This is a genomic window from Flammeovirgaceae bacterium SG7u.111 (genome assembly GCA_034044135.1).
Taxonomy (GTDB): domain Bacteria; phylum Bacteroidota; class Bacteroidia; order Cytophagales; family Flammeovirgaceae.
In genome coordinates, this window is the sequence record CP139021.1 from 1,634,021 (window position 1) to 1,654,006 (window position 19,986).

Genomic DNA, 19,986 nt, shown 5'->3' on the forward strand with positions numbered 1-19,986 from the left:
CCTCTTTATTTTCTTCTGCTTATTCTCTAAGACGGCCATAGTAACTCTTTGTAAAACCCATAAATTTACACTCTTTATAAAAAGTACTTCACCTGACATTTTTTTGAGAATTAAAGATTATGCCAATAAATCTGATTGTACAATAGCATAATTACCTTTGTTAAATTAAGAAGAACTTTGATAGGCTTATAATTGTAGGGAGGTGGATTTTACTTGAAATGACGAATAACATAATGCTAAACCGTGTTGTTTAAGTCATTTTCCTTAACAATTGTTAATAAAATTTCATAAAAATTTAATCGCCTGACTTACAGCATTTACCGATTTATACAGATAGATTGGTCTAAAAAACGTTGTAATGCTGCTTTGATATTTACAAATTGCAGACTAATTTGAAAAGATGGATATAAGTTAAACTACCAACAAGTTTTGCGCTTCCGCGCATTTATAAAATATTAATCTTCCAAAATATAATTTTCAATGAGTTTAGTCAAAGATACCGTAACCAATGATGGTAACGCTCTTGAGCAAGGCAAGAGTTATTCACACCAAGAAGCCCTAGAAAAGTGCTTAGTTTATTTTAAAGGAGATGAATTAGCGGCGACAACTTGGATGAACAAGTATGCCGTAAAAGATAAAGATGGCAACTTTAAAGAAACTAGTCCAGCCGATATGCACCGCAGGATGGCAAAGGAATTTGCAAGGATAGAAACAAATTATCCTACAAAAGCCGAGCTCAACGGAAGCACTAGCAAGCTGTCGAAATATGGGCAAAAGAGGAATCTTCTCGATGAAAACAAAATATATAGCCTTTTTGAGGACTTCAAATATGTGATTCCTCAGGGTAGTGTGATGGCCGCTCTTGGTAATCCCTATATGTTGGCATCTTTGTCTAACTGTGTGGTATTGCCTCAGCCTTTCGACTCTTACGGTGGTATTTTCTATACCGACCAACAACTTGCGCAGCTTTTCAAAAGAAGGTGTGGAGTAGGTATCGATATTTCTAAGCTTCGCCCTAATGGCGTAAACGTTGCCAATGCGGCGGGAACTACTACAGGTGCGGTATCGTTCATGGACCGTTTTTCAAACACCACTCGTGAAGTTGCCCAAAATGGCAGAAGAGGTGCATTGATGATCACCATCGACATTGCTCACCCTGATGTGGAAGAATTTATCACTATTAAGCAAGACCTTACTAGGGTAACTGGTGCGAACGTATCTATCCGACTTTCAGATGAGTTTATGGAAGCTGTAGATAAGGACACTGATTACATGTTGAGGTGGCCGATTGATGCTAAAGATCCTGAAATAAAGAAAACTATTAAGGCTCGAGACCTTTGGAATACGATTATCGAATGTGCCCATAAAACTGCTGAGCCAGGATTGATTTTCTGGGATAGGCAACATAAATATTCAACTTCTTCGGTATATCCAGGTTTTGAAAACGTATCTACCAACCCTTGTTCGGAAATTGCGATGCAAGGAGGAGATAGCTGCCGTTTGATTGCGATCAACCTTTATAGTTTTGTGGAGAATCCGTTTACTCCTGAGGCTAAGTTCAATATGGAGAAATTCTACGAGGTAACCTATGAGTCTCAAAGGCTTATGGACGACTTGGTAGACTTGGAATTAGAGGCTATTGAACGTATCATCGCTAAGATTGAAAGTGATTCGGAGCCGATGCACATCAAACAGACCGAGATTGATACATGGAGATTGTTGTACGATGCGGGAAAAAACGGTCGTAGAACTGGTCTAGGTTTCACTGCTCTTGGCGATGCTGTAGCTGCTTTGGGATTGAAATTTGACAACGACGATGCACTTGCCGAAATAGATAAAATAATGAAGGTGAAGTGTGAGGCTGAATTTGATAGCTCTATTGACATGGCTATTGAAAGAGGTTCTTTCACCAACTTTGATGCTGAAATTGAAAATACTTCTGAGTTTGTTCAGATGCTTGAGAAAGACCTTCCTAAGGTATACAAGCGTATGATGAAGCACGGCAGAAGGAACATTTCTATCAGTACGGTTGCGCCTACGGGTACGCTTAGTATGCTGGCACAAACTTCTTCTGGTATTGAGCCGGTATTTATGTTGGCTTATAAGCGTAGAAGAAAAGTTAACGTACATGACAAAAACAAAAAAGTAAGTTTCGTCGACCAAATGGGCGATTCTTGGGAAGAATTTGATGTGTACCACCCAAAATTGAAAGTTTGGATGGACAAAACAGGGGAAAAAGATTTAGAAAAGAGTCCTTATGCAGGTGCAACTGCTCAAGAAATTGATTGGATTCAGCGTGTAAAAACACAGTCTATTGTACAAAAATATGTGACTCACTCTATCAGTTCAACTATCAATTTGCCAGAAGACGTTGCTGTAGAAAGAGTAGGAGAAATCTACCTAGAAGCTTGGAAGCATGGTTTAAAAGGCATCACTGTGTACCGCGACGGTTCTAGGAGTGGTGTGTTGGTAGCAGATACCAAGAAAGAGGAAAAAGACAAAGATCAGGTACTCAACGAGATCATAGAAACGAAAGCTCCTAAGCGTCCGAAAGAATTGGAAGCAAGAGTGATCCGTTTTAGGAACGAAGACCAGCAATGGTTGGGCGTAGTTGGTTTGCTCAATGGTCGTCCTTACGAGGTGTTCACTGGTCGTGCCGAAGATGCATTTGCGTTGCCTAGCTATGTGACCCAAGGCTGGATTATCAAGAGTAGCGTAGAAGACGGTGATTCTTCTCGTTACGATTTCCGCTACACCGATAGCCAAGGCTATAGAGTGACCATTGAAGGGCTTTCTCGTTCATTCAGCAAGGAGTTCTGGAACTATGCGAAGTTGATTTCAAGTATCTTGCGCCATGGTATGCCACTGCCGCAAATTGTAGATTTGGTGAGTAACCTTAACCTTGATAAAGATTACATCAATACTTGGAAAAATGGTGTTGCAAGAGCCTTGATCAAGTTCATCCCGAACGGAACCAACGCTGCTGACCGCATGTGTGGAAGCTGTGGAGACCCAGAAGGGTTGATCTACCAAGAAGGTTGCCTCAAGTGTAAAAGCTGCGGGTACACCAAATGTGGATAAGCAATTCTTGTTGAAATATACGGAGCCCACGCTTTCAGGCGTGGGCTTTTTTGTTCTAAAGGGTAAATGACCTAACTTTCCCTCCAAACCATTAAAAACAAACAGTTCTTTCATGAAAACAATCATTACTGCACTTCTCCTGCTTCTTGCGGGGCAACTTATGGCTCAAAAAGTATTGGTAGCTGAGCATTTGAAAAATGGAAAAAAGAAAATCATTCGATTAGACGATAAAATCAAGCTTTTTTACAAAGTGCCCGATACAGTTACGTTGGGAAAGGTAAAGCTTAAAGCAGGCTTGAGAGTAGTAGAAGACAACCATACTGATTATAAGAGGGCGACCTTGCTTCAGATACTAGACGATACGGCTATTCAAGTAGTAGAATATTCCGATACGGTGATTGTAAAAATGGAAGACATAGTAGCTATCCGAAAGCACCCGAAGCCCGGTAGAGGGCTTGTGAGGCTGGTATATATTGGAGGTTTTATTACAGCCGCTGTTGTAGTTCCTGCAGGCATTGTGGTGACCAATGTAATTGCCGCAGTAGTAGTTCAAGAAGCACTCTGGGGCCTTGTAGATGATAAAATTATCTATCCCAATCATAAAATAAGGGGCAAGCGGAAGAAATGGAAGCTCTACATAACCGATGCTAGTGATGTCGGCGGAAGTTGAAACCCAGCTAGAAAACTCTAGAAATATCTTTCTCAGTAGAATAGTTTCTCTATGAAAATCCCTCGAATAAAAGGAATAATTGATAGAAGAATCCTGATCAATTATCAAGTTGAACCAGATGTGTTGGAAGCTTATTTGCCCAAACCTTTCAAACCAAAATTGGTGAAAGGAAAAGGTGTTGCCGGGATTTGCCTTATTAGGCTAAAAGAAATCAGACCCAAGGGCTTACCAAAACTATTCGGCATTTCTTCGGAAAATGGGGCGCATCGGATTGCCGTAGAATGGGTAGAGAAGGGCGAAGTAAAAGAAGGGGTGTATATTCCAAGGCGAGATACTTCATCAAAGCTGAATTCCCTAGCTGGAGGCACCATTTTCCCCGGTACGCACCACTTAGCCCAGTTTGCTGTTAAAGAACAAGATGGGGCTTACCAAGTTGGTTTTAAAAGCGATGATGCAACAAGTTTGTACATCAAAGCAAAAGAGACCGAGGAATGGAATGAGGAAAGCATTTTTGATGATTTGCCAAACGTTTCAGCTTTTTTTGAAAATGGCGCAGTAGGCTACTCCCCCAAGAAAAGTGAGGAGTGTTTTGATGGGCTAGAACTCAACGTGCCGAATTGGAAAGTTTCCTTGTTGGACGTAGAAGAAGTTCGGTCTAGTTTTTTTGAAAATGAAGCTATTTTCCCGAAAGGCTCTATAAAATTTGATAATGCTCTTTTAATGAAAGATATCCATCACGAATGGATAGGATTAAATACCTTGAGAAATGAATTCTAAAATCAACTTAGTGCAAGGTGATTTGACGAAGCAAACCACCGATGCAATCGTGAATGCGGCAAATAGTTCATTGCTAGGTGGAGGAGGAGTAGATGGCGCTATCCATCGGGCAGCAGGGGGAGAGCTTTTGGAAGAGTGCCGCTTGCTCAACGGCTGCCCAACGGGTGAAGCTAAAATCACAAAAGGATATAATTTGCCAGCCAAGCATGTTATCCACACAGTAGGGCCAGTTTGGAAAGGAGGGGAGCGAAACGAGCCGGCACTGTTGGAAGCTGCCTACCGAAATTCTTTGCAGTTAGCAGAAGAGAATGGGTTGAGCTCTATTGCATTTCCCAACATTAGTACAGGAATTTACCATTTCCCCAAACACCTAGCTGCTCAGATAGCGATGAAAACTGTTGTGACTTTTTTGGAAACCAGCAAGCATATACAACAAGTAGTTTTTGTTTGTTTTGATAACGAGAATTACTCGCTTTATCAAAAGGCTTTGGCTTAGTGTTAAGAACAAAAAAGACCACGCCAAAGCGTGGTCTTCAAACTTAATATAATTCGGTGTTATCCAGCTTAGTCCGCTTTGGCTTTGAGCATTTTTGTTTGGGCTAGCTCCATTTCGTACTGCGAAACCTGCGCAAACGGCCCTTTACCTGATTTCATGAACGCTTCTCTTGCTTTGTCGAAGGTGTCCATATTCACATAAACCACTCCAGCCATAAAGTTGTATTTTACTGTTTCTATGGGGCTTAAGTTCGCATCTTTAAGCAATTGCTCTACTATAGCAATCGCCTGCTCATTTTTACCCATTTTATAAAGGCTAATACTTTTCATGAAAAGGATATTTCTTGCATTGCTCACCTTAGAGAGGCACTCATCAGAAAGCTTCACTACTTCGGCATATTTTTTTGCGTTGAGCAAAAGCTCTATCGCCTTATCGTAAAGTGCCACTTGTTTTTTAGGATCTTCCTCACCTTCTATCGCTTTTTTGTACAGGTCTACGGCTTTTTGGGGGAAGTTTTCTGTTTTTACAGAAATGTCGGCTAGTAATTGGTTTGCTGACGACATTTTAGGATCAATAGACAACGCTTCGTCAAGCATCTTAGACGCATTTTCAAAGTCATGAACCATGGTATAGCTATTGGCAATGTTAAAATAATAGCTAGGTCTTAATTTTGCTATTTTAGATTTAAATGGACCAAAGTCAGCTTTTTCAAGTGCTGCATCACTCTTATCAAAATCTTTGGCTTTATGATAGGCATAACCTAGCTCAAAATACAGCTTGGCCGTTACCTTAGGGTCGCTGCTATTCACTGTGCTTGTGGCCGATTCCATGTTATTGATGGCTGTTTGGTAATCGCCAAGTGCATTGGCAACTACGGCATTATTATACAATGCATCAATATTCGTTTTGTCTATTTTCAATGCTTCTGTTGCATATTCTTTAGCATCGCTATAGAGCTGCTTACTAATATAAAATTGCGAAAGGCGAGAATAACTTTCTATTTTCTTTTTAGGATCTGGTTCGTTTTCGGCCATTCTTTTCATCACCCCTATTACCTTGTCTTCTTTTTTGGCAACGGTATAGCATTTTACCAAAGCTCCATAGGCTTGCATCATATCAGGTTTTAAGCTTACGGTTTTTTCAAGGTTGGAGGTAGCGTCTTCCAGTTTTTTCATAGAAAAATAAGCCATGCCTTTTGAGAAGTACGCTCGGTGGAAGGTATCGCTAATGGCAAGTGCATAATCATATTCCAAAATAGCTTTTTCAAACTGCTTTGCCTTCATCATCATGTCCCCTTTTTTGATAAAAGTTTTTGCGGCTTCTACCGTTTTGGAGGGCTGTCCTGCTTTTTGCTCGCCCTGACCATAGGCTAGGCTAGTCAAAAACAACAACCAAATGGTTAGGTTAAGGATTCTATTTTTTCTCATAATAATTGATTTAAGACCTGCTAACTTGCTCGTAGTCAATTTAATGTTTTACAAATATTTGATATAAACGGAATTGCCTGCCTTTTACAGATTGGCAATAGCACACCTTATCAAATACTTAACTCGTTGCGTTTAATAATATTATATAATAGTGACGTAGAAAGCGTTGGGAAAATAGCACTATATGTATAGCCAAGTATTATCCTTAAATTGTAAATTTGGTATTTTACCTACGTTGTTATAAATAAGTATTTTGTTTAGCCTAGCCAAGCTGAAAGGTGTTTTTGTTCTTTTTCGGAAAGTTTGTCTTTTAGAGAAATTTCATACGTATGGAAGTAATGCCGGCTATCGGATTGGAGGGCACAAGTGTACAGTTCGTTGTTTCGGAAAAAAGCTATTTGGAGCTTTGGCTCTGAAAGGGCAACTAGGGCGTCGGGAGAACTTGTAATCTTGATCCCGTTAATGGAAACAAGTTCATCGTTGATGCATAAATAGGAATCCGCTGGCGAACCAGTGGCAATTTTGGCTATTTTGTGGACACCATTTTCTTTCTTCAGCTTCATACCAAAATCTTTTTCCAAAGCTGATTCGGGAAGTGCCTTTTTGAATTCGCACCCTACATTTTTAAGCAATTCTTGGAGTCGCTCTTCTACGGGCGTAGTTCCAAAAATATAGGCTTCAAAGTATTTTTCCATGTCCCTGCCCGCTATGGTATTTACCATGCGGATATAGTCGTCGGTTCGGTAACCTTTTTTTCCCGAGCCAAATTCTTCCCACATTAGCCTCATCACATCATCAAGGCTTTTTTGGTTGTTAGTCTTTTGGCGGAGTTCCAAGTCGAGTAACATAGCAACTATCGCCCCTTTCACGTAGATGGAAACCTTTCGGTTGGGGATGCCCAGTTTGTAGCCGTCCAGCCAAAGGTCGGTGGAGGAGTCTGCCAAGGACATATTGAAGCGCCCGTAGTTTTCAAAATGCCTTTTGAAGAGCTTGTTCAGTTCTTTGAAGTAGCGCTCTTGGCTAAAAACACCGCTGCGCTTAAGCATGAGGTCGCCGTAATAGGTCGTTACTCCTTCGGCTATAAAGCCAGTTTGGAAATAGTTTTCCTTGCTAAAATCGTAAGGCACCATCTGCGCTGGGCGAATGCGGGTCACGTTCCATGTGTGGAAAAGTTCGTGGGAGCTTACGCCCAAAAGTTCATCGTACAGTTTTGGGTCGTGAAACTGTTCTGCCGGACCCAAAGTGATAACAGTGGAGTGCGCATGCTCCACTCCATGGTAGTGCTTGTAAGGTAGTATTTGGAAGAGGTAATGGTATTCTTTGGTTGGGAACTCTTCGAATAATGCTACTTGTACTTGGGTAAATGCCCTGAACTCATTTTCCATTTTCACCCAGTCGGGCTTGCAGTTGCCCTGTATCCAAATATGGAACTCGCAACTGCTTTCCTCAAACTGGTGGTGCAATAAAGTGGGGCTGGCAATCACTGGCGAATCTACCAATTCGTAATAGCTTGCCGCCTTTAGCTTTTTCCCCTTCACTTTCAGGCTAGTGGCTATGGTATAATTGTCAGGTACATCGAGCCTTACGGTGTAGGCTTCTTTTTCCCTGCCAACCACGGCAAGGGTACAGTTTACCCAGTTGATGTAAAGCTGATTTTCATCGAGCCAACTTCCTCCGGCATCCATTTGGCTGGCGTAGTAGCTGTATCGTATCACTATTCTTCTTGCACCAGAGGTTTCCACTCTCCACCGGTCTTTCTTCACTTTTTGCACCGAAAGCGGTAATCCGCTACCGTCTTGAGCTGAAAAGGAGCGAATGTTTTGGGCAAAGTTTTGAAGCTCGTACCTACCAGGTCGCCATGCGGGGAGCTGAAGTTCGAGGAACTTTCCTGTTACCTTTTCTATAGTAAACTCAAGGTCGATAAACTGTTTGTGGGGAAACCGATAAGATACTTGATAGTGCATATGAGTTAGGCTAAGTCTATAGCCCTAAGTTCTCATTTATTTAGTTGGATTGCAAGAATAGTTTTGGGAGGGTTATACTAGAAAAAACTCCCAGACAACCTATTCGCTTGTCCTCAGATAGTTTCGGCCTTTTTTTTCCATAGTTCAAATGGGGAAGGATCTCCTTGATTATTGCACCTTTGGTCAAAACACTCATAAATGATAGATAGCTTAAGATTGTAAGACTTTCCTAAGTTGCTCATTTTGAGTGTTTTTTAATTTAGACAATTTCTTCAACGAAAAAGGTCAATATGAAGGTTATTACTATGAATATTTCCCAGATGGAAAACTTAGAACTGAAATCTTGTATGAAAAAGGAAAGATTCTTTATTCAAAACAACTAACAGAAAATGGGGACATTGAAGGTACTTTCTTAACCATTGATGTTAAACCCCAATCCAAAGTTGATGAATATATTGTTGGGAACAAATATACGTTTGCAATTACTCTTGCCTACCCAGGGTTTGAAGATTCTTTCATAGGAATAAATGTAGGAGAATTAGATAAAGGCAAAAATGTGGTTTCAAGCGATTTTGAATTTGTTTCTGATTCACTTACCGCCTTATTTTTTACCTATGTCAAGCAACCCTCATATTGAAAAAGGGGTCAGGTTAGATATCGTTATTTGTTTGCTATAACATCTTGAAATATGAATAATATATTACTTTAAAACCGCTAAACTCTCAGCCAATAATGAAACTCAATTTTTTATTTCTTTATTTAACACTAATAGCTATTCTCTTTTCTTGTGAGCAGAATGATGATATTGATCCTAAGCTCGATGTACCAGATGCCGTACCAGAAAATGAAATTATTCGCATCCCTGTGGTAGTTCATGTTGTCAACTATGCTCCAAGTCCTTTTGAGATTAGCGATGAAAAAATCCAATCTCAAATAGATGTGTTGAACAGAGACTATAGGAAAAAGAACCCAGATTACCTCAAGACTCCTGATGAGTTTATGGATTTGGTTGCCGATGTGGGTATTGAGTTTCACCTTGCTACGGAAGGTCCTGATGGAAAAGCAACAACAGGGATAATACGAACAGAGAGTACTGTTTCAGGGTTTGATGGCAGATCTTTGGATGATAGTGTGCCCATTGAAGATTTAGCGCTTTATTTTGCCGACAAAGGTGGACAGGATGCATGGCCCAATGACAAATACCTTAATATATGGATAGGGGATATGACGTCTCGCAGTGGAAAGGTTTTGCTTGGAGGCTATGCTAATTTCCCTGGCAGTGACCCAAGAATTGACGGTGTTGTATTAGAACCTAGGGTAGTGGGTACGCTTCCACCTTTGAGTGAAACAAACAACCTTGGCAGGACGGCTACCCATGAAATTGGACATTGGCTACATTTACTCCACATCTTTGCTAAGGACAGTGATTGTGCATCAACAGATTCTGTAGCTGATACGCCCCCACAATACGCTCAATACCAAGGAAGGCCTACCTATCCGAAGATGTCGTGCGGAAGTAGTGACTTGTTTATGAATTATATGGATTATGTCCATGATGATGCCATGTTTATGTTTACCAAAGGTCAGAAGAAAAGAATGAGGTCCCTTTTTGATAAAGGCGGTGCTAGGAGGGAGCTTTACCTCAATTCTAGGAAAAGTAAAGCTGAATAAAAGATTGATTTTAGAAAAGGAAAAGCCTGAAATTTAGTGATATAGCTGAACTTTAGGCTTTTATATTTTATTAGAAAGCTATATTACAACCTAGGGCAACTACTACAGTTTTTGCCTTTGCGCTTATATTTTTTACAGCACTTTTTCTTTTTGAAGGTTACATCGCAAGAAAGTTCTTCTGGTATAAACTCTGTATCGCTTAGTAGGCTAATGCCGTTTCCTTTGATCAATATAGGTCTGTCAAATGTCATTTCAATTCTTATTTGTATTCGTAATGCATGGCAAATATGCATAATTTTATTTTTAATTAGAATAAATCTAAATAAAAAAGACTTTGTCTTGCATATATGGAGAACACAAGGATATCTTTGCATTTTATTTTTAATTAGTCTAAATAAAAACATGAAAACTATACTACTATTCACATTACTACTCATGGCTAGCCCGAGTCTTTTTGGGCAATATGGAACCCTAACAGGGAAAGTCATTAATCAAAAAGGGCAGCCTGTCGCATTTGCCAATGTATATTTGGAAGGAAGAACTTCGGGATCTTCAACCGATGATGAAGGGAAATTCATTATCAAAAACGTAACTACTGGGAAGCAAACGGTGTTAGTCAGTGCCATTGGCTACCAAGGAGCAAAGCAAGTTGTAGCAATCAGTGCAGGTCAAACGACTACAATCGACTTCTCCATCGTAGCAGATGCCCGGTATTTGCAATCTGTTGAAATCATTGGCAGGGATGAAACCAGTTATAAAAATACTCGCTCATTTATTGGAACAAAGTCAGGTACAGCACTGATCGATGTCCCTCAATCCATTGGTTATGTTACCAAAGAGCTGGCCTTAGACCAAGGAGCTTTTCGGGTAAATGATGTGGTGAAAAATATAAGCGGGGTAAATCAATTTTCTTTTTATAATGACATAACAATACGAGGACATCGGATTCAGGGCCAAAGAAGTTCGGGGAATTTGACGAATGGAATGAGGGCTTTTACCAGTTTTTGGAAGCAACAGCTTATTCCGCACATAGAGCGGGTAGAGGTAATGAAAGGACCAGCTTCGGCACTTTTCGGAAATGCTTCGGCTGGAGGAACCATCAATCGTGTGACCAAAAAGCCACTGGCTGAGCAAAGGCAATCCATCAGCGCAACGGTAGGAAGTTTCAATACTTTCAGAACCCTAGCGGATTTTACGGGGGCAATGACGGAGGATAAAACCTTACTTTACCGCCTCAACCTTGGCTACGAAAATTCGGGCAGTTTCAGGGATTTGCAATACGATAAAAACCTCGTAGTTGCCCCTTCTTTCTCTTTCTTACCTACCGAAAAAACACGATTGAACATAGACTTGGTATATCAGGGTTCGGATGGTAGGCTGGATCGGGGGCAGGCAGTTTTTGGTGATGGTGATTTGTATTCAGCACCTATTTCTAAGTCGCTCAGCGCTATGAACGATTACCTCAAAGAGGAAAATGTGAATGTCACAGTTTCTCTCAACCACAAGTTCTCTGACAAGCTGAGTTTCAACAGCATTTACATGCGTTCTAGCTACCGAGAAGATTTGCAAGAGCATAGAACTGCCAACACGTTTGCCTCGTTGGGCGATGGTAGCCGCGATCCAGAAAAGGTAGAAATGAGGGTGTTTATCAGAGAAAGAAAATGGAACAACGATAACTTTAATAACTATTTTAACTATAACTTCAACATTGGGAGAGTTGAAAACAGCTTGCTCGTTGGCTGGGATTACTTCCAACAAGTATTGGAGCCAGGAGGCTCTCAATTAGAAGCAAGGGGATATCTCAACGCAGATAAAACAGGGGCGATCAACTCTTTTGATGCAAGTAAGCCAGAAAATTATGCGCTAGATTCTGACGGTAATCCTATTCCCAATGTACCGCATTTTGACCTGACCGACCCATTTGCCAACCAGATAAGAGAGCTGTCGAAGTACTTTTATACCACACGAATTTATGCTCAAAGCAAGCTTTATTCGAATGGTATTTACATTCAGAACCAAGTAAAAATTGGCAAATTGCAAGTATTGCTTGGTTTGAGGCAAGAGTTCTACAACGATGTGCTTAATTTCAAGTCTGAACAAGAAGAATCTGTAGAACAAGATGCGCTTATCCCAAGGTTAGGTTTAGTTTATTCGCTCACCCCACAACTCAATGTGTACGGTACTTGGGTGAGAGGATTCCAGCCACAAACAGCTAGTGTGGTAAATGACCCGAATGCGGGTGGTCCTTTCGACCCGCTCACCAGTGAACTTTTTGAAGCTGGGTTAAAGTCAGAGTGGTTTGAGGGAAAATTAAGTACGAGCATGGCAATCTTCCATCTTACCGACAATGGAGCGCTGTACCCAGCAAATGATCCTAATAATGCTGATTTACAAGTGCAAATTGGTGAAGAAGTATCCAAAGGAGTCGAGCTTGATATAGCTGGAAGTATTTTGCCCAATTGGAGTGTAGTGGCTAGTTACTCATTCAACGATGCCACCATTACCCAAAGCGATACTGAAACGGAAATTGGCAGGCAAAAGCCAAACGCACCGAAGCATACAGCCAACATTTGGACCAAATATATCTTCGGCAAAGGTTCATTGAGAGGACTTGGTTTTGGACTGGGAGCCAACTATGTGGACGAGCGTTATGGATCCATCGTAAGTACCGATACACCTCCCGTGTTTCCAAGTTATCAACTAGTGGATGCTGCCGTGTACTACAAACTGGAGAAGTTTCAGGTACAGCTAAACATCAATAATGTATTTGACAAAACCCATTGGGTAGGAGGTTACGATTACCTTAGGGCATTTCCGGGTTCGCCCCGAAATGTAATGACTACGATTGCGTATACTTTTTAAAGGGTTTTCTCTAACATTTTTTGATTCCTTTTTGAGTTAACGCTCACTTTTGAATGGTTGCAGGTTGCTTGTTTCTCGTTACTGGATAATTAAAACTAGATTAAAAAATCTTGGTAATTGGTTTGTACAAATTGTTTATCAGTGTTTTTACAATGAATTTTCTTTGATTTTTTCAGCAGCCAGTAATTAGAAACAAGCAACCGTAGTCATATAAACTTTCTAGCATTTTACCCAAATAACAAATCAATAATGAACAACAAATTGTTGTGGAAAATCCATAGCTGGGTAGGGCTTTACTCAGGAGTGATCATTGCCTTTTTGAGCCTGACGGGAGCGGTTGCTCTTTTTAGGGATGAAATAGACTTGGGCATCAATCCGTACTTGCGCAAAGTGGAGATCAGCGGGGAAAAGGTGAACATGACCGAAGTGGTTGAAAGGGAAATTGCTGCTCATCCAGACTTGGCTTTGTTCGAAGTGGAGTTGCCAAAAGTTGAAAATGGTACTTGGAACATCCGTTTCTTTGCCAAAGAAAAAAGCCGTTTATTTCCCATATTTTGGGAAGTTTTTGTAGATCCCTACACAGGCGATGTCCTTGGCGAACGGAATTATTACACTTCCTTTTACTATTACCTGCGCAACCTCCATGTGCGGTTTTATGAGAACTTTTACGGTCGGCAAATTGTCGGCTTAGCCGGAATTGCCCTGCTCATTTCCACCATCACGGGTTTCCTTATTTATGGGAAATTCATGAAAAACCGCTCTTTTTGGTCAATAAGAAGAAAGAACCTACGGATGATGCAAGCCGATCTTCACAAGCTCATCGGCATCACCGCACTAGCGTTCAATTTAGTAATTGCGATCACCGGTAGCTGGCTCGGGCTTCAACCGTACCTCCAAAAATGGCTGGATATCGAACGCCCCAACTCCTATAAAGTAGCAGAAAAACCATTGGACAAGGCAAGTGATCTGGCTTATTCTTTTGATTACGATGCTGTGTTGGAAGCGACCAAGGCAAGCTTTCCCGAATTAGTTCCAACCCGAATTCGTCCTTCTACCAATGGCGAGCGGACTATAAAAGTACTGGGTGATGTGCCCGGCAAAATCCAAGAACGATTCAGCAACACTCTTGTGTTCGACAAAGCTGATTTCCGGCAACTTTTCAAGTACGATATCTCCGAAGGAAGTTTTGGGGGCAAACTTTTTTACATTCAAGAGCCGCTGCATTTTGGTGATTTTGGGGGGATTTGGCTAAAAGTTTTCTACTGCTTTTTTGCCCTCACTTCGGGCTTCCTTTCCCTCAGCGGCTTTATCATCTACCTGAAGAGAACCGAGAAGAAACGGAAAGAGAAGCCAAGCTTTGTAGAGCTAAAGCCCCTTTTGCTCCGCTGGTCGGCTGGGATGTTGGTTTTTTGTGCGATAGTTTTTGCCCTTCACGCTGTGTGGGGAATTGGAATAGCCTCGCTGGTAGTCGTGGTCACTTTTTATAGCTTGCTGGTGGGCTACCTTGTAAAAGCAGGCTGGTTGTGGGGAAAGAAGAAGTTGGGGAGGGAAAAAGCATTGGCGTGATAATTATACTACCAACCCCATAGCCACTGAAATCAACACCATCATCGCTAAGGTAGTGCCGTGGTTGATACGTGCTACTTTTTTGATTTCTTGATGGGAGATTTCCCGATCGTTTGTGCCTATAAAAGGCTTGGGAACTAGCTGGCCGTGGTAGTAATTGGGCCCACCAAATTGGCAATCTAAAATGCCTGCAAGAGCAGCTTCGGGGTAGCCTGCATTGGGGCTTTTGTGCAGCCGAGCATATTTTTTTACGAAAACCAACCCTCGCTTTTGCCAGCTCACCAAAATCATGAGCGTAGCCGTGATACGGGCAGGAAAAAAGTTGGCGAGGTCATCGGTGCGGGCCGCTACTTTTCCAAAAAGCTCGAAGCGTTCGTTGCGATAGCCCAGCATGGAGTCCATGGTGCTTATCATCTTGAATGCCATGAGAGCAGGCACGCCGCCCAGTAGGTAGAAAAATAGCGGGGCTATTACCCCATCGCTCAGGTTTTCGGAGAGGGATTCGAATACGGCGATGCGGATTTGCTTAGGGCTGAGTTTGTCCGTTTCTCTTCCCACAATCCAGCTCAGTCGCTTGCGTCCCGCATCCAAGCCTTGCTTTTCCAAGGTATCAAAAACCTCTTTCCCTTCCTGCAAAAGGCTTTTATTGGCTAAGCCAAAAAACACAAAAACGCTGTTGAACACCAAAGCAAGTACCGGGTGGAGTTGGTACAGCCAATATTCGGCTTGGAAGAAAATTAGGAAGGTGACGATGATAAGGGAAATAGCCAAAAATGCCCCTTTCACCAAGCGAAACCTTCTTTGGTTGAGCAGCTGCTCGCCTTTGGAAATACACCAGCCAAACCAGCGGACGGGGTGGGGGAAGTTGCGCGGATCGCCCAACAGTAAGTCCAAAAAATAACCAACCCACAAGGGGATAAGTACGGTTAAAAGGTCATCCATGTTTTTACGTAACTAGGTTTTATCCCATTCTACTTATGATTGGTTGCTAGTTCCTAGTTGAGATATGTACAAAAACCAGCAACCAGTAACTAGCACCCAGCACTCACACCGCAGGCTCTTGTTGGCTGAGGCAATGGAAGCTACCCAACCCCCAAATGATATCTGTTGAATCTATTCCCACTACATCCCTGTCTTTAAAACAACTGGCAAGAATTTCCAAGGCAATTTCATCTTGTTTGCAGTTGAAGGTAGGCACTATCACCGAAGCATTGGCTATGTAAAAGTTAGCGTAGGAAGCTGGCAAACGTTGCCCTTCATACGTTACGGCATCGGGCATGGGAAGCTCTATGATTTCGAGTTGCTTTCCTTTCTTTAGGCGCATCTGCTTAAGCAGGGCAAGGTTATCTTGCAAGGGCTGATAGTTCTCGTCCCCTTTGTCGTGTTCCACCACCGTTACCACCGTATCGGAAGCTACAAAACGGGTAATGTCATCGATGTGCCCGTCCGTATCGTCGCCCACTATTCCTTCTCCTAGCCAGAGGATTTGCTCTACATTATAATAGTCGCAAAGTAATTTTTCAATTTGGAACCTACTTAGCTGGGGGTTTCGGTTCTTGTTTAGCAAGCAAGAGGTGGTAGTGAGCAATGCTCCATCTCCGTTGAAATCAACCGATCCTCCTTCCATGATAATTTTCGGCTCAAACATGGGAAAGCGAAAGGCTTCGGCAACACGCATAGGTATTTCATTGTCGAGGTCGAAAGGGGGATATTTCCCGCCCCAAGCATTGTGCCCCCAGTTTACTATCGCCTTTGGGTTCTCCGCTGTTGGGTTTATCACAAACGCAGGCCCATGATCGCGACACCAAGCATCATTAGTTGGGTGGTGGAAAAACTGGATTTTATCCAAAGGGGCGTTTATTTTTTCAAGTTCCGCCATGGCAGTTCTTCTCATGGCTTCGCTGGTTACGTTTATTCGCACAAATTCCCCTCTTGTCAGCTCTTTTATAAACTGATAATAGCTTGGGAAAATAGCATCTATTTTTCCGGGAAACGACTCTCGGTTGTGAGGAAAGCTGAGCCATGTAGCCTCATGTTTTTCCCATTCGGCAGGGAAGCGGTAGCCTAATTGTCTGGGTGTTCTCATTCGTCGATCAGCCTTTTGGTAATAGGTTGGTACGAGTCAATTCGCCTGTCGCGCAAGAAAGGCCAATGAACTCGGTACGTGTCTGTTTTAGTTAAATCAAGCTCTTGTACATGTAGTTCTTCTTTGTCGTGAGCGGCTTTGTAGAGCAACTTGCCAAAAGGGTTGGAAATAAATGAGCCTCCCCAAAAGCCTAAGTGTCCTTCTTTGCCCACACGGTTCACTGAAACTACATGCACTCCATTGGCCACGGCATGCGAACGTTGGATGGTTTGCCAAGCGTTGTATTGTTCATCGTTTACTTCCTGTTCTTGGCTGTCTGCCCAGCCGATGGCGGTAGGGTAAAATAAGATTTCCGCACCCATTAGGCTGGTGATCCGCGCCGCTTCCGGATACCATTGGTCCCAACAAATAAGCACGCCTATTTTGGCAAACTTAGTATCAAAAACTTTGTAGCCTAAGTCGCCGGGAGTGAAGTAGAATTTCTCGTAAAAACCAGGGTCGTCAGGTATGTGCATTTTGCGGTATTTTCCCAGATAAGTACCGTCCGCATCAAGTACGGCAGTGGTATTATGATAGACTCCCTGTGCCCTTTTCTCAAACAAAGAAGCGATAATGACCACACCTAGCTTTTTGGCAAGAGCCGAAAACCGATCCGTAGTAGGACCGGGAATGGCTTCTGCCAATGGAAAGTTGTCATAGTCTTCTACATCGCAAAAGTAAAGGGATGCAAATAGTTCTTGAAGGCAGATGATCTGTGCACCGCCTTTTGCAAGCTCTATTATTTTTTCTTCTGCTTTTTGTATGTTTTGGGCTTTGTCTTTCACACAAGAAAGCTGTGCCAAGCCCACTTTTACCTTATTTTTTGTCATGATAGATGTTAAACCAAGCTTATATAAAATATGTCTTGAGAGCAGTTGCCGCTACTAGTTCATTTTCTCAAAGTAGGCAATTCACTTTTAGGAGATAATGATACCTTTGTTGAAGGGCAGGGCAAGATAAAAAGTTCGCAAATATAAATGCAAATTTGAAAGAGGATTAAGTACGGAGCTTCTTTTTTTTAATACTAAACTTCTTTCTGATTATCAGGTTTTTATGTTGTGTTTGATTAAAATTTGTACCTTAAATTCCTCATTGAGATCTAAAAAAGATAAACCTACATGTATTCAAAACAAAGAATAATGTTTTCCGCACTGTTCTTTATGGCTGCTATAGTCCATGGGCAGCAACAACGTAATTGGTTGGTAGAAGAAGCCAGTAATATTACTATTTATGGGACATCAAATGTAGCTGATTTTGCATGTGCCATTGCAAGTAAAACCGAGAAAGATACGTTGGACATGAGCTTTGAAAGAAGCTCAGAAAAGCTTGTGTTTCAGAAGGCGGAGTTGCGGATAGATGCCGCCAGTTTCGATTGCCAAAACAGATTGATTACCCAAGATTTTCGCAATACCCTGCAAGTAGATAAGTATCCCGAGATTATCCTCCATTTTATAAGTTTAGATACACCTACAGAGTCGAATCTTAAAAACCATAAGCTAGATGGAGAAGTGAAAATCACCATTGTAGGCGTATCCAAGTCTTACGAGATCAGGTTTGAGGTGGAAAGGAAAAATGAAAAGGCTTTTTATTTGGCTGGGAAAAAAAAGGTAAGGTTCAAAGATTTTGGCTTAAAACCGCCTCAAAAGCTTGCCGGTTTGGTAAAAGTGGAAGATGAATTAGAAATCGATTTTACCCTATTGCTTAGCTCATTAAACTAATCTTTACTTAACTTTCCCCCATGGATCGTCGAACTTTTTTACATCTGTCTTCAGCTGCTTTGCTTGCCTTGCCTGCTTGCAAGCCTGCAAAAGAAACCAATTATCCCTTGCCACTTTTCGAACTCATTTCAGATCGGAGTAGGGGACATCTTATCTTTGGGGAAAAGCAATTTGAACAGGGGGAAACTATCCGAAAAGAGGTAATGATAGTAGGTGGAGGAATGGCTGGATTGTCGGCGGCTTACCAGCTCAAAAACAGGGATGTAGTGCTTTGCGAACTTTCTGATAAGCTAGGTGGGAACGCCAGTGCGGGGGAGTACAAAGGCGGCATGTTTTGCCAAGGGGCACATTATGAACTTACATTTCCCCATTACTTTGGTAAAGAAGCGTTGGGCTTTTTTGAAGAGCTAGGCATCCTTTATTTCGACAAGGTAAAAAACGAATGGAATTTTCATGATAGGCAATTCATGATTCGCCCAGGAGTAGAATCGCAGTGCTTGGATGGTGGGGAATATCGAGACGATGTGTTGCCCGAAACCGATGCGACGGATGAGTTGTTCAATTTGCTCAATCCGTTGGTGGGTGAATTGATGTTGCCCACCCGCCTGATTCCTGAGCATTGGCAGCATCTCAACCAACAAACCTTTACTCAATTTCTTTCCCAAAATATAGACCTTGGAAAAAAATTGAAACAAGCCCTCGATTATCATATGATTGATGATTTTGGTGGAACAGCTGATGAGGTTTCGGCGCTGGCAGGGGCGTATTATTATGCTGGGAGAAACTATGAAACGGTAGAGCCAGAGATTTTTTCCCCTCCCCAAGGGAATTATTATTTTGCCCAAAAAATAATGAAAAAGCTTCCTGCTGAAAGTTTGCTCACGAAGCATTTGGTAAAAAAAATCAACCCTATGGCAAAAGGTTTTGAAGTAGAGGTGCTGGATTTGGAACAGGGTTTTATTAAAAAATACGAAGTAGAAAAACTGGTATATGCAGGGCAAAAACATGCGCTCAAGTACATTTATCCGCAAGACTATCCGCTGTTTTCCAACACCGCTTATTCCCCGTGGATAGTGATGAACTTTGCGATGAAGCAAGGCTTGCCACAGGATGGCTTTTGGCAAAATGAGCTGCTTACGGGCAAGCGGGGCTTTATGGGGTTTGTAGATTCTGCTTCGCAGTTTGGGGCAAAAGGCAGGACGCTTTCGGCGTATTTTTGCCTTCCACCTAATGAACGTAAAACACTCGAAACCTTAGAAGCTGATCCTACGCCAGCGCTCAAAGAAGCTATAGGGCAAATAGCTAAGTATTATCAAATCCTTCCCGAACAATTTGCCGAAATGGTGGAAAAAGTCTTCGTAAAGATGATTGGGCACGCCATGCCTGTCCCCACGCCCGGTTACTTGCTCAACGACCCCAACCAGCGTCGTTCCAACCCTAATTTGGTCTATGCAGGCACGGATGTTAACCGCCTGCCCCTGCTCCTCGAAGCCGTGGATTCGGGTTTGGTGGCGGGGAGGATGTTGGTGGCGGGGTAGTTAAGTTAATATGATATTATTTTCAAACCTATCAGGTTTTCAAAATCTTATAGACCTTTAATGAAACCCCAAATTTGAACCTTCGGATTGT

The 19,986-nt window shown here is 42.0% G+C and carries 16 protein-coding genes; 10 read left to right on the forward strand and 6 right to left on the reverse strand.

Features of this window, described 5'->3' with window-relative positions; translation table 11 throughout:
• Positions 1 to 480 precede the first annotated feature (480 nt).
• The 4 genes from R9C00_06450 (at position 481) to R9C00_06465 (ending at position 5,024) form a co-directional block, all read left to right on the forward strand.
• Positions 481 to 3,081, forward strand: coding sequence for an adenosylcobalamin-dependent ribonucleoside-diphosphate reductase (locus R9C00_06450; GenBank protein ID WPO37082.1), 2,601 nt, complete (start codon positions 481 to 483; stop codon positions 3,079 to 3,081).
• Positions 3,082 to 3,193: 112 nt separating this feature from the next.
• On the forward strand, positions 3,194 to 3,751 hold the full coding sequence (locus R9C00_06455; protein WPO37083.1) for a hypothetical protein: 558 nt from the start codon (positions 3,194 to 3,196) through the stop codon (positions 3,749 to 3,751).
• Positions 3,752 to 3,802: 51 nt separating this feature from the next.
• Positions 3,803 to 4,528: a DUF2071 domain-containing protein gene (locus tag R9C00_06460; protein WPO37084.1), complete on the forward strand. Its 726-nt coding sequence runs from the start codon at positions 3,803 to 3,805 to the stop codon at positions 4,526 to 4,528.
• On the forward strand, positions 4,518 to 5,024 hold the full coding sequence (locus tag R9C00_06465) for an O-acetyl-ADP-ribose deacetylase (GenBank protein ID WPO37085.1): 507 nt from the start codon (positions 4,518 to 4,520) through the stop codon (positions 5,022 to 5,024). Before R9C00_06460 ends, R9C00_06465 begins: the two co-directional genes overlap by 11 nt.
• Positions 5,025 to 5,092: 68 nt before the next feature.
• On the opposite strand, the gene R9C00_06470 is transcribed toward R9C00_06465, so the two are convergent.
• Both R9C00_06470 and R9C00_06475 read right to left on the reverse strand, forming a co-directional pair.
• A complete protein-coding gene (locus tag R9C00_06470; GenBank protein WPO37086.1) occupies positions 5,093 to 6,451 on the reverse strand; it encodes a hypothetical protein in 1,359 nt (452 codons plus the stop codon).
• Positions 6,452 to 6,708: 257 nt separating this feature from the next.
• Complete coding sequence (locus tag R9C00_06475; GenBank protein ID WPO37087.1) at positions 6,709 to 8,415, reverse strand: M61 family peptidase; 1,707 nt, start codon at positions 8,413 to 8,415, stop codon at positions 6,709 to 6,711.
• Positions 8,416 to 8,662: 247 nt separating this feature from the next.
• Here R9C00_06475 and R9C00_06480 point away from each other — a divergent pair, with 247 nt between their 5' ends.
• Entirely contained in the window at positions 8,663 to 9,052 is a 390-nt protein-coding gene (locus tag R9C00_06480; protein ID WPO37088.1) for a hypothetical protein, read from the forward strand.
• Positions 9,053 to 9,147: 95 nt separating this feature from the next.
• The gene (locus tag R9C00_06485) at positions 9,148 to 10,086 is read left to right on the forward strand and encodes a zinc metalloprotease (protein ID WPO37089.1); all 939 of its coding nucleotides are present in this window, start codon (positions 9,148 to 9,150) and stop codon (positions 10,084 to 10,086) included.
• Positions 10,087 to 10,169: 83 nt separating this feature from the next.
• Here the strand turns inward: R9C00_06485 and R9C00_06490 are convergent, their stop codons facing one another.
• Positions 10,170 to 10,337, reverse strand: a complete 168-nt coding sequence (locus tag R9C00_06490; GenBank protein ID WPO37090.1) for a hypothetical protein — start codon at positions 10,335 to 10,337, stop codon at positions 10,170 to 10,172.
• Between the two features lie 151 nt (positions 10,338 to 10,488).
• Between R9C00_06490 and R9C00_06495 the strand changes: the two genes are divergently transcribed.
• Entirely contained in the window at positions 10,489 to 12,948 is a 2,460-nt protein-coding gene (locus R9C00_06495) for a TonB-dependent receptor (protein WPO37091.1), read from the forward strand.
• Positions 12,949 to 13,197: 249 nt separating this feature from the next.
• Positions 13,198 to 14,514 carry a PepSY-associated TM helix domain-containing protein gene (locus tag R9C00_06500; GenBank protein ID WPO37092.1) on the forward strand — a complete coding sequence of 439 codons (1,317 nt, stop codon included), beginning with the start codon at positions 13,198 to 13,200 and terminating at the stop codon, positions 14,512 to 14,514.
• 3 nt (positions 14,515 to 14,517) lie between these two features.
• Here the strand turns inward: R9C00_06500 and cbiB are convergent, their stop codons facing one another.
• From cbiB to R9C00_06515, 3 genes are all read right to left on the reverse strand, one after another.
• Complete coding sequence (gene cbiB / locus R9C00_06505; protein WPO37093.1) at positions 14,518 to 15,456, reverse strand: adenosylcobinamide-phosphate synthase CbiB; 939 nt, start codon at positions 15,454 to 15,456, stop codon at positions 14,518 to 14,520.
• A 103-nt stretch (positions 15,457 to 15,559) separates the two neighbouring features.
• Positions 15,560 to 16,600, reverse strand: a complete 1,041-nt coding sequence (locus R9C00_06510) for an agmatine deiminase family protein (protein ID WPO37094.1) — start codon at positions 16,598 to 16,600, stop codon at positions 15,560 to 15,562.
• Positions 16,597 to 17,469 (reverse strand): carbon-nitrogen hydrolase, encoded by an 873-nt coding sequence (locus R9C00_06515; GenBank protein ID WPO37095.1) that lies wholly within the window; start codon positions 17,467 to 17,469, stop codon positions 16,597 to 16,599. The genes R9C00_06510 and R9C00_06515 overlap by 4 nt, the downstream gene beginning before the upstream one ends.
• A gap of 309 nt (positions 17,470 to 17,778) precedes the next feature.
• On the opposite strand from R9C00_06515, the gene R9C00_06520 reads away from it, so the two are divergent.
• Complete coding sequence (locus R9C00_06520; GenBank protein ID WPO37096.1) at positions 17,779 to 18,357, forward strand: YceI family protein; 579 nt, start codon at positions 17,779 to 17,781, stop codon at positions 18,355 to 18,357.
• Between the two features lie 20 nt (positions 18,358 to 18,377).
• On the forward strand, positions 18,378 to 19,895 hold the full coding sequence (locus R9C00_06525; protein ID WPO37097.1) for an NAD(P)-binding protein: 1,518 nt from the start codon (positions 18,378 to 18,380) through the stop codon (positions 19,893 to 19,895).
• The last annotated feature ends 91 nt before the right edge of the window (positions 19,896 to 19,986 follow it).

Excerpts from the sequence above, each read along its gene's own strand:
- R9C00_06470 (WPO37086.1), bottom strand. The coding sequence starts at position 6,451 with ATGAGAAAAAATAGAATCCTTAACCTAACCATTTGGTTGTTGTTTTTG.
- R9C00_06525 (WPO37097.1), top strand. The coding sequence starts at position 18,378 with ATGGATCGTCGAACTTTTTTACATCTGTCTTCAGCTGCTTTGCTTGCC.
- R9C00_06500 (WPO37092.1), top strand. The coding sequence starts at position 13,198 with ATGAACAACAAATTGTTGTGGAAAATCCATAGCTGGGTAGGGCTTTAC.
- cbiB (WPO37093.1), bottom strand. The coding sequence starts at position 15,456 with ATGGATGACCTTTTAACCGTACTTATCCCCTTGTGGGTTGGTTATTTT.
- R9C00_06490 (WPO37090.1), bottom strand. The coding sequence starts at position 10,337 with ATGACATTTGACAGACCTATATTGATCAAAGGAAACGGCATTAGCCTA.
- R9C00_06465 (WPO37085.1), top strand. The coding sequence starts at position 4,518 with ATGAATTCTAAAATCAACTTAGTGCAAGGTGATTTGACGAAGCAAACC.
- R9C00_06455 (WPO37083.1), top strand. The coding sequence starts at position 3,194 with ATGAAAACAATCATTACTGCACTTCTCCTGCTTCTTGCGGGGCAACTT.
- R9C00_06515 (WPO37095.1), bottom strand. The coding sequence starts at position 17,469 with ATGACAAAAAATAAGGTAAAAGTGGGCTTGGCACAGCTTTCTTGTGTG.
- R9C00_06460 (WPO37084.1), top strand. The coding sequence starts at position 3,803 with ATGAAAATCCCTCGAATAAAAGGAATAATTGATAGAAGAATCCTGATC.
- R9C00_06520 (WPO37096.1), top strand. The coding sequence starts at position 17,779 with ATGTTTTCCGCACTGTTCTTTATGGCTGCTATAGTCCATGGGCAGCAA.
- R9C00_06510 (WPO37094.1), bottom strand. The coding sequence starts at position 16,600 with ATGAGAACACCCAGACAATTAGGCTACCGCTTCCCTGCCGAATGGGAA.
- R9C00_06495 (WPO37091.1), top strand. The coding sequence starts at position 10,489 with ATGAAAACTATACTACTATTCACATTACTACTCATGGCTAGCCCGAGT.
- R9C00_06485 (WPO37089.1), top strand. The coding sequence starts at position 9,148 with ATGAAACTCAATTTTTTATTTCTTTATTTAACACTAATAGCTATTCTC.
- R9C00_06450 (WPO37082.1), top strand. The coding sequence starts at position 481 with ATGAGTTTAGTCAAAGATACCGTAACCAATGATGGTAACGCTCTTGAG.
- R9C00_06475 (WPO37087.1), bottom strand. The coding sequence starts at position 8,415 with ATGCACTATCAAGTATCTTATCGGTTTCCCCACAAACAGTTTATCGAC.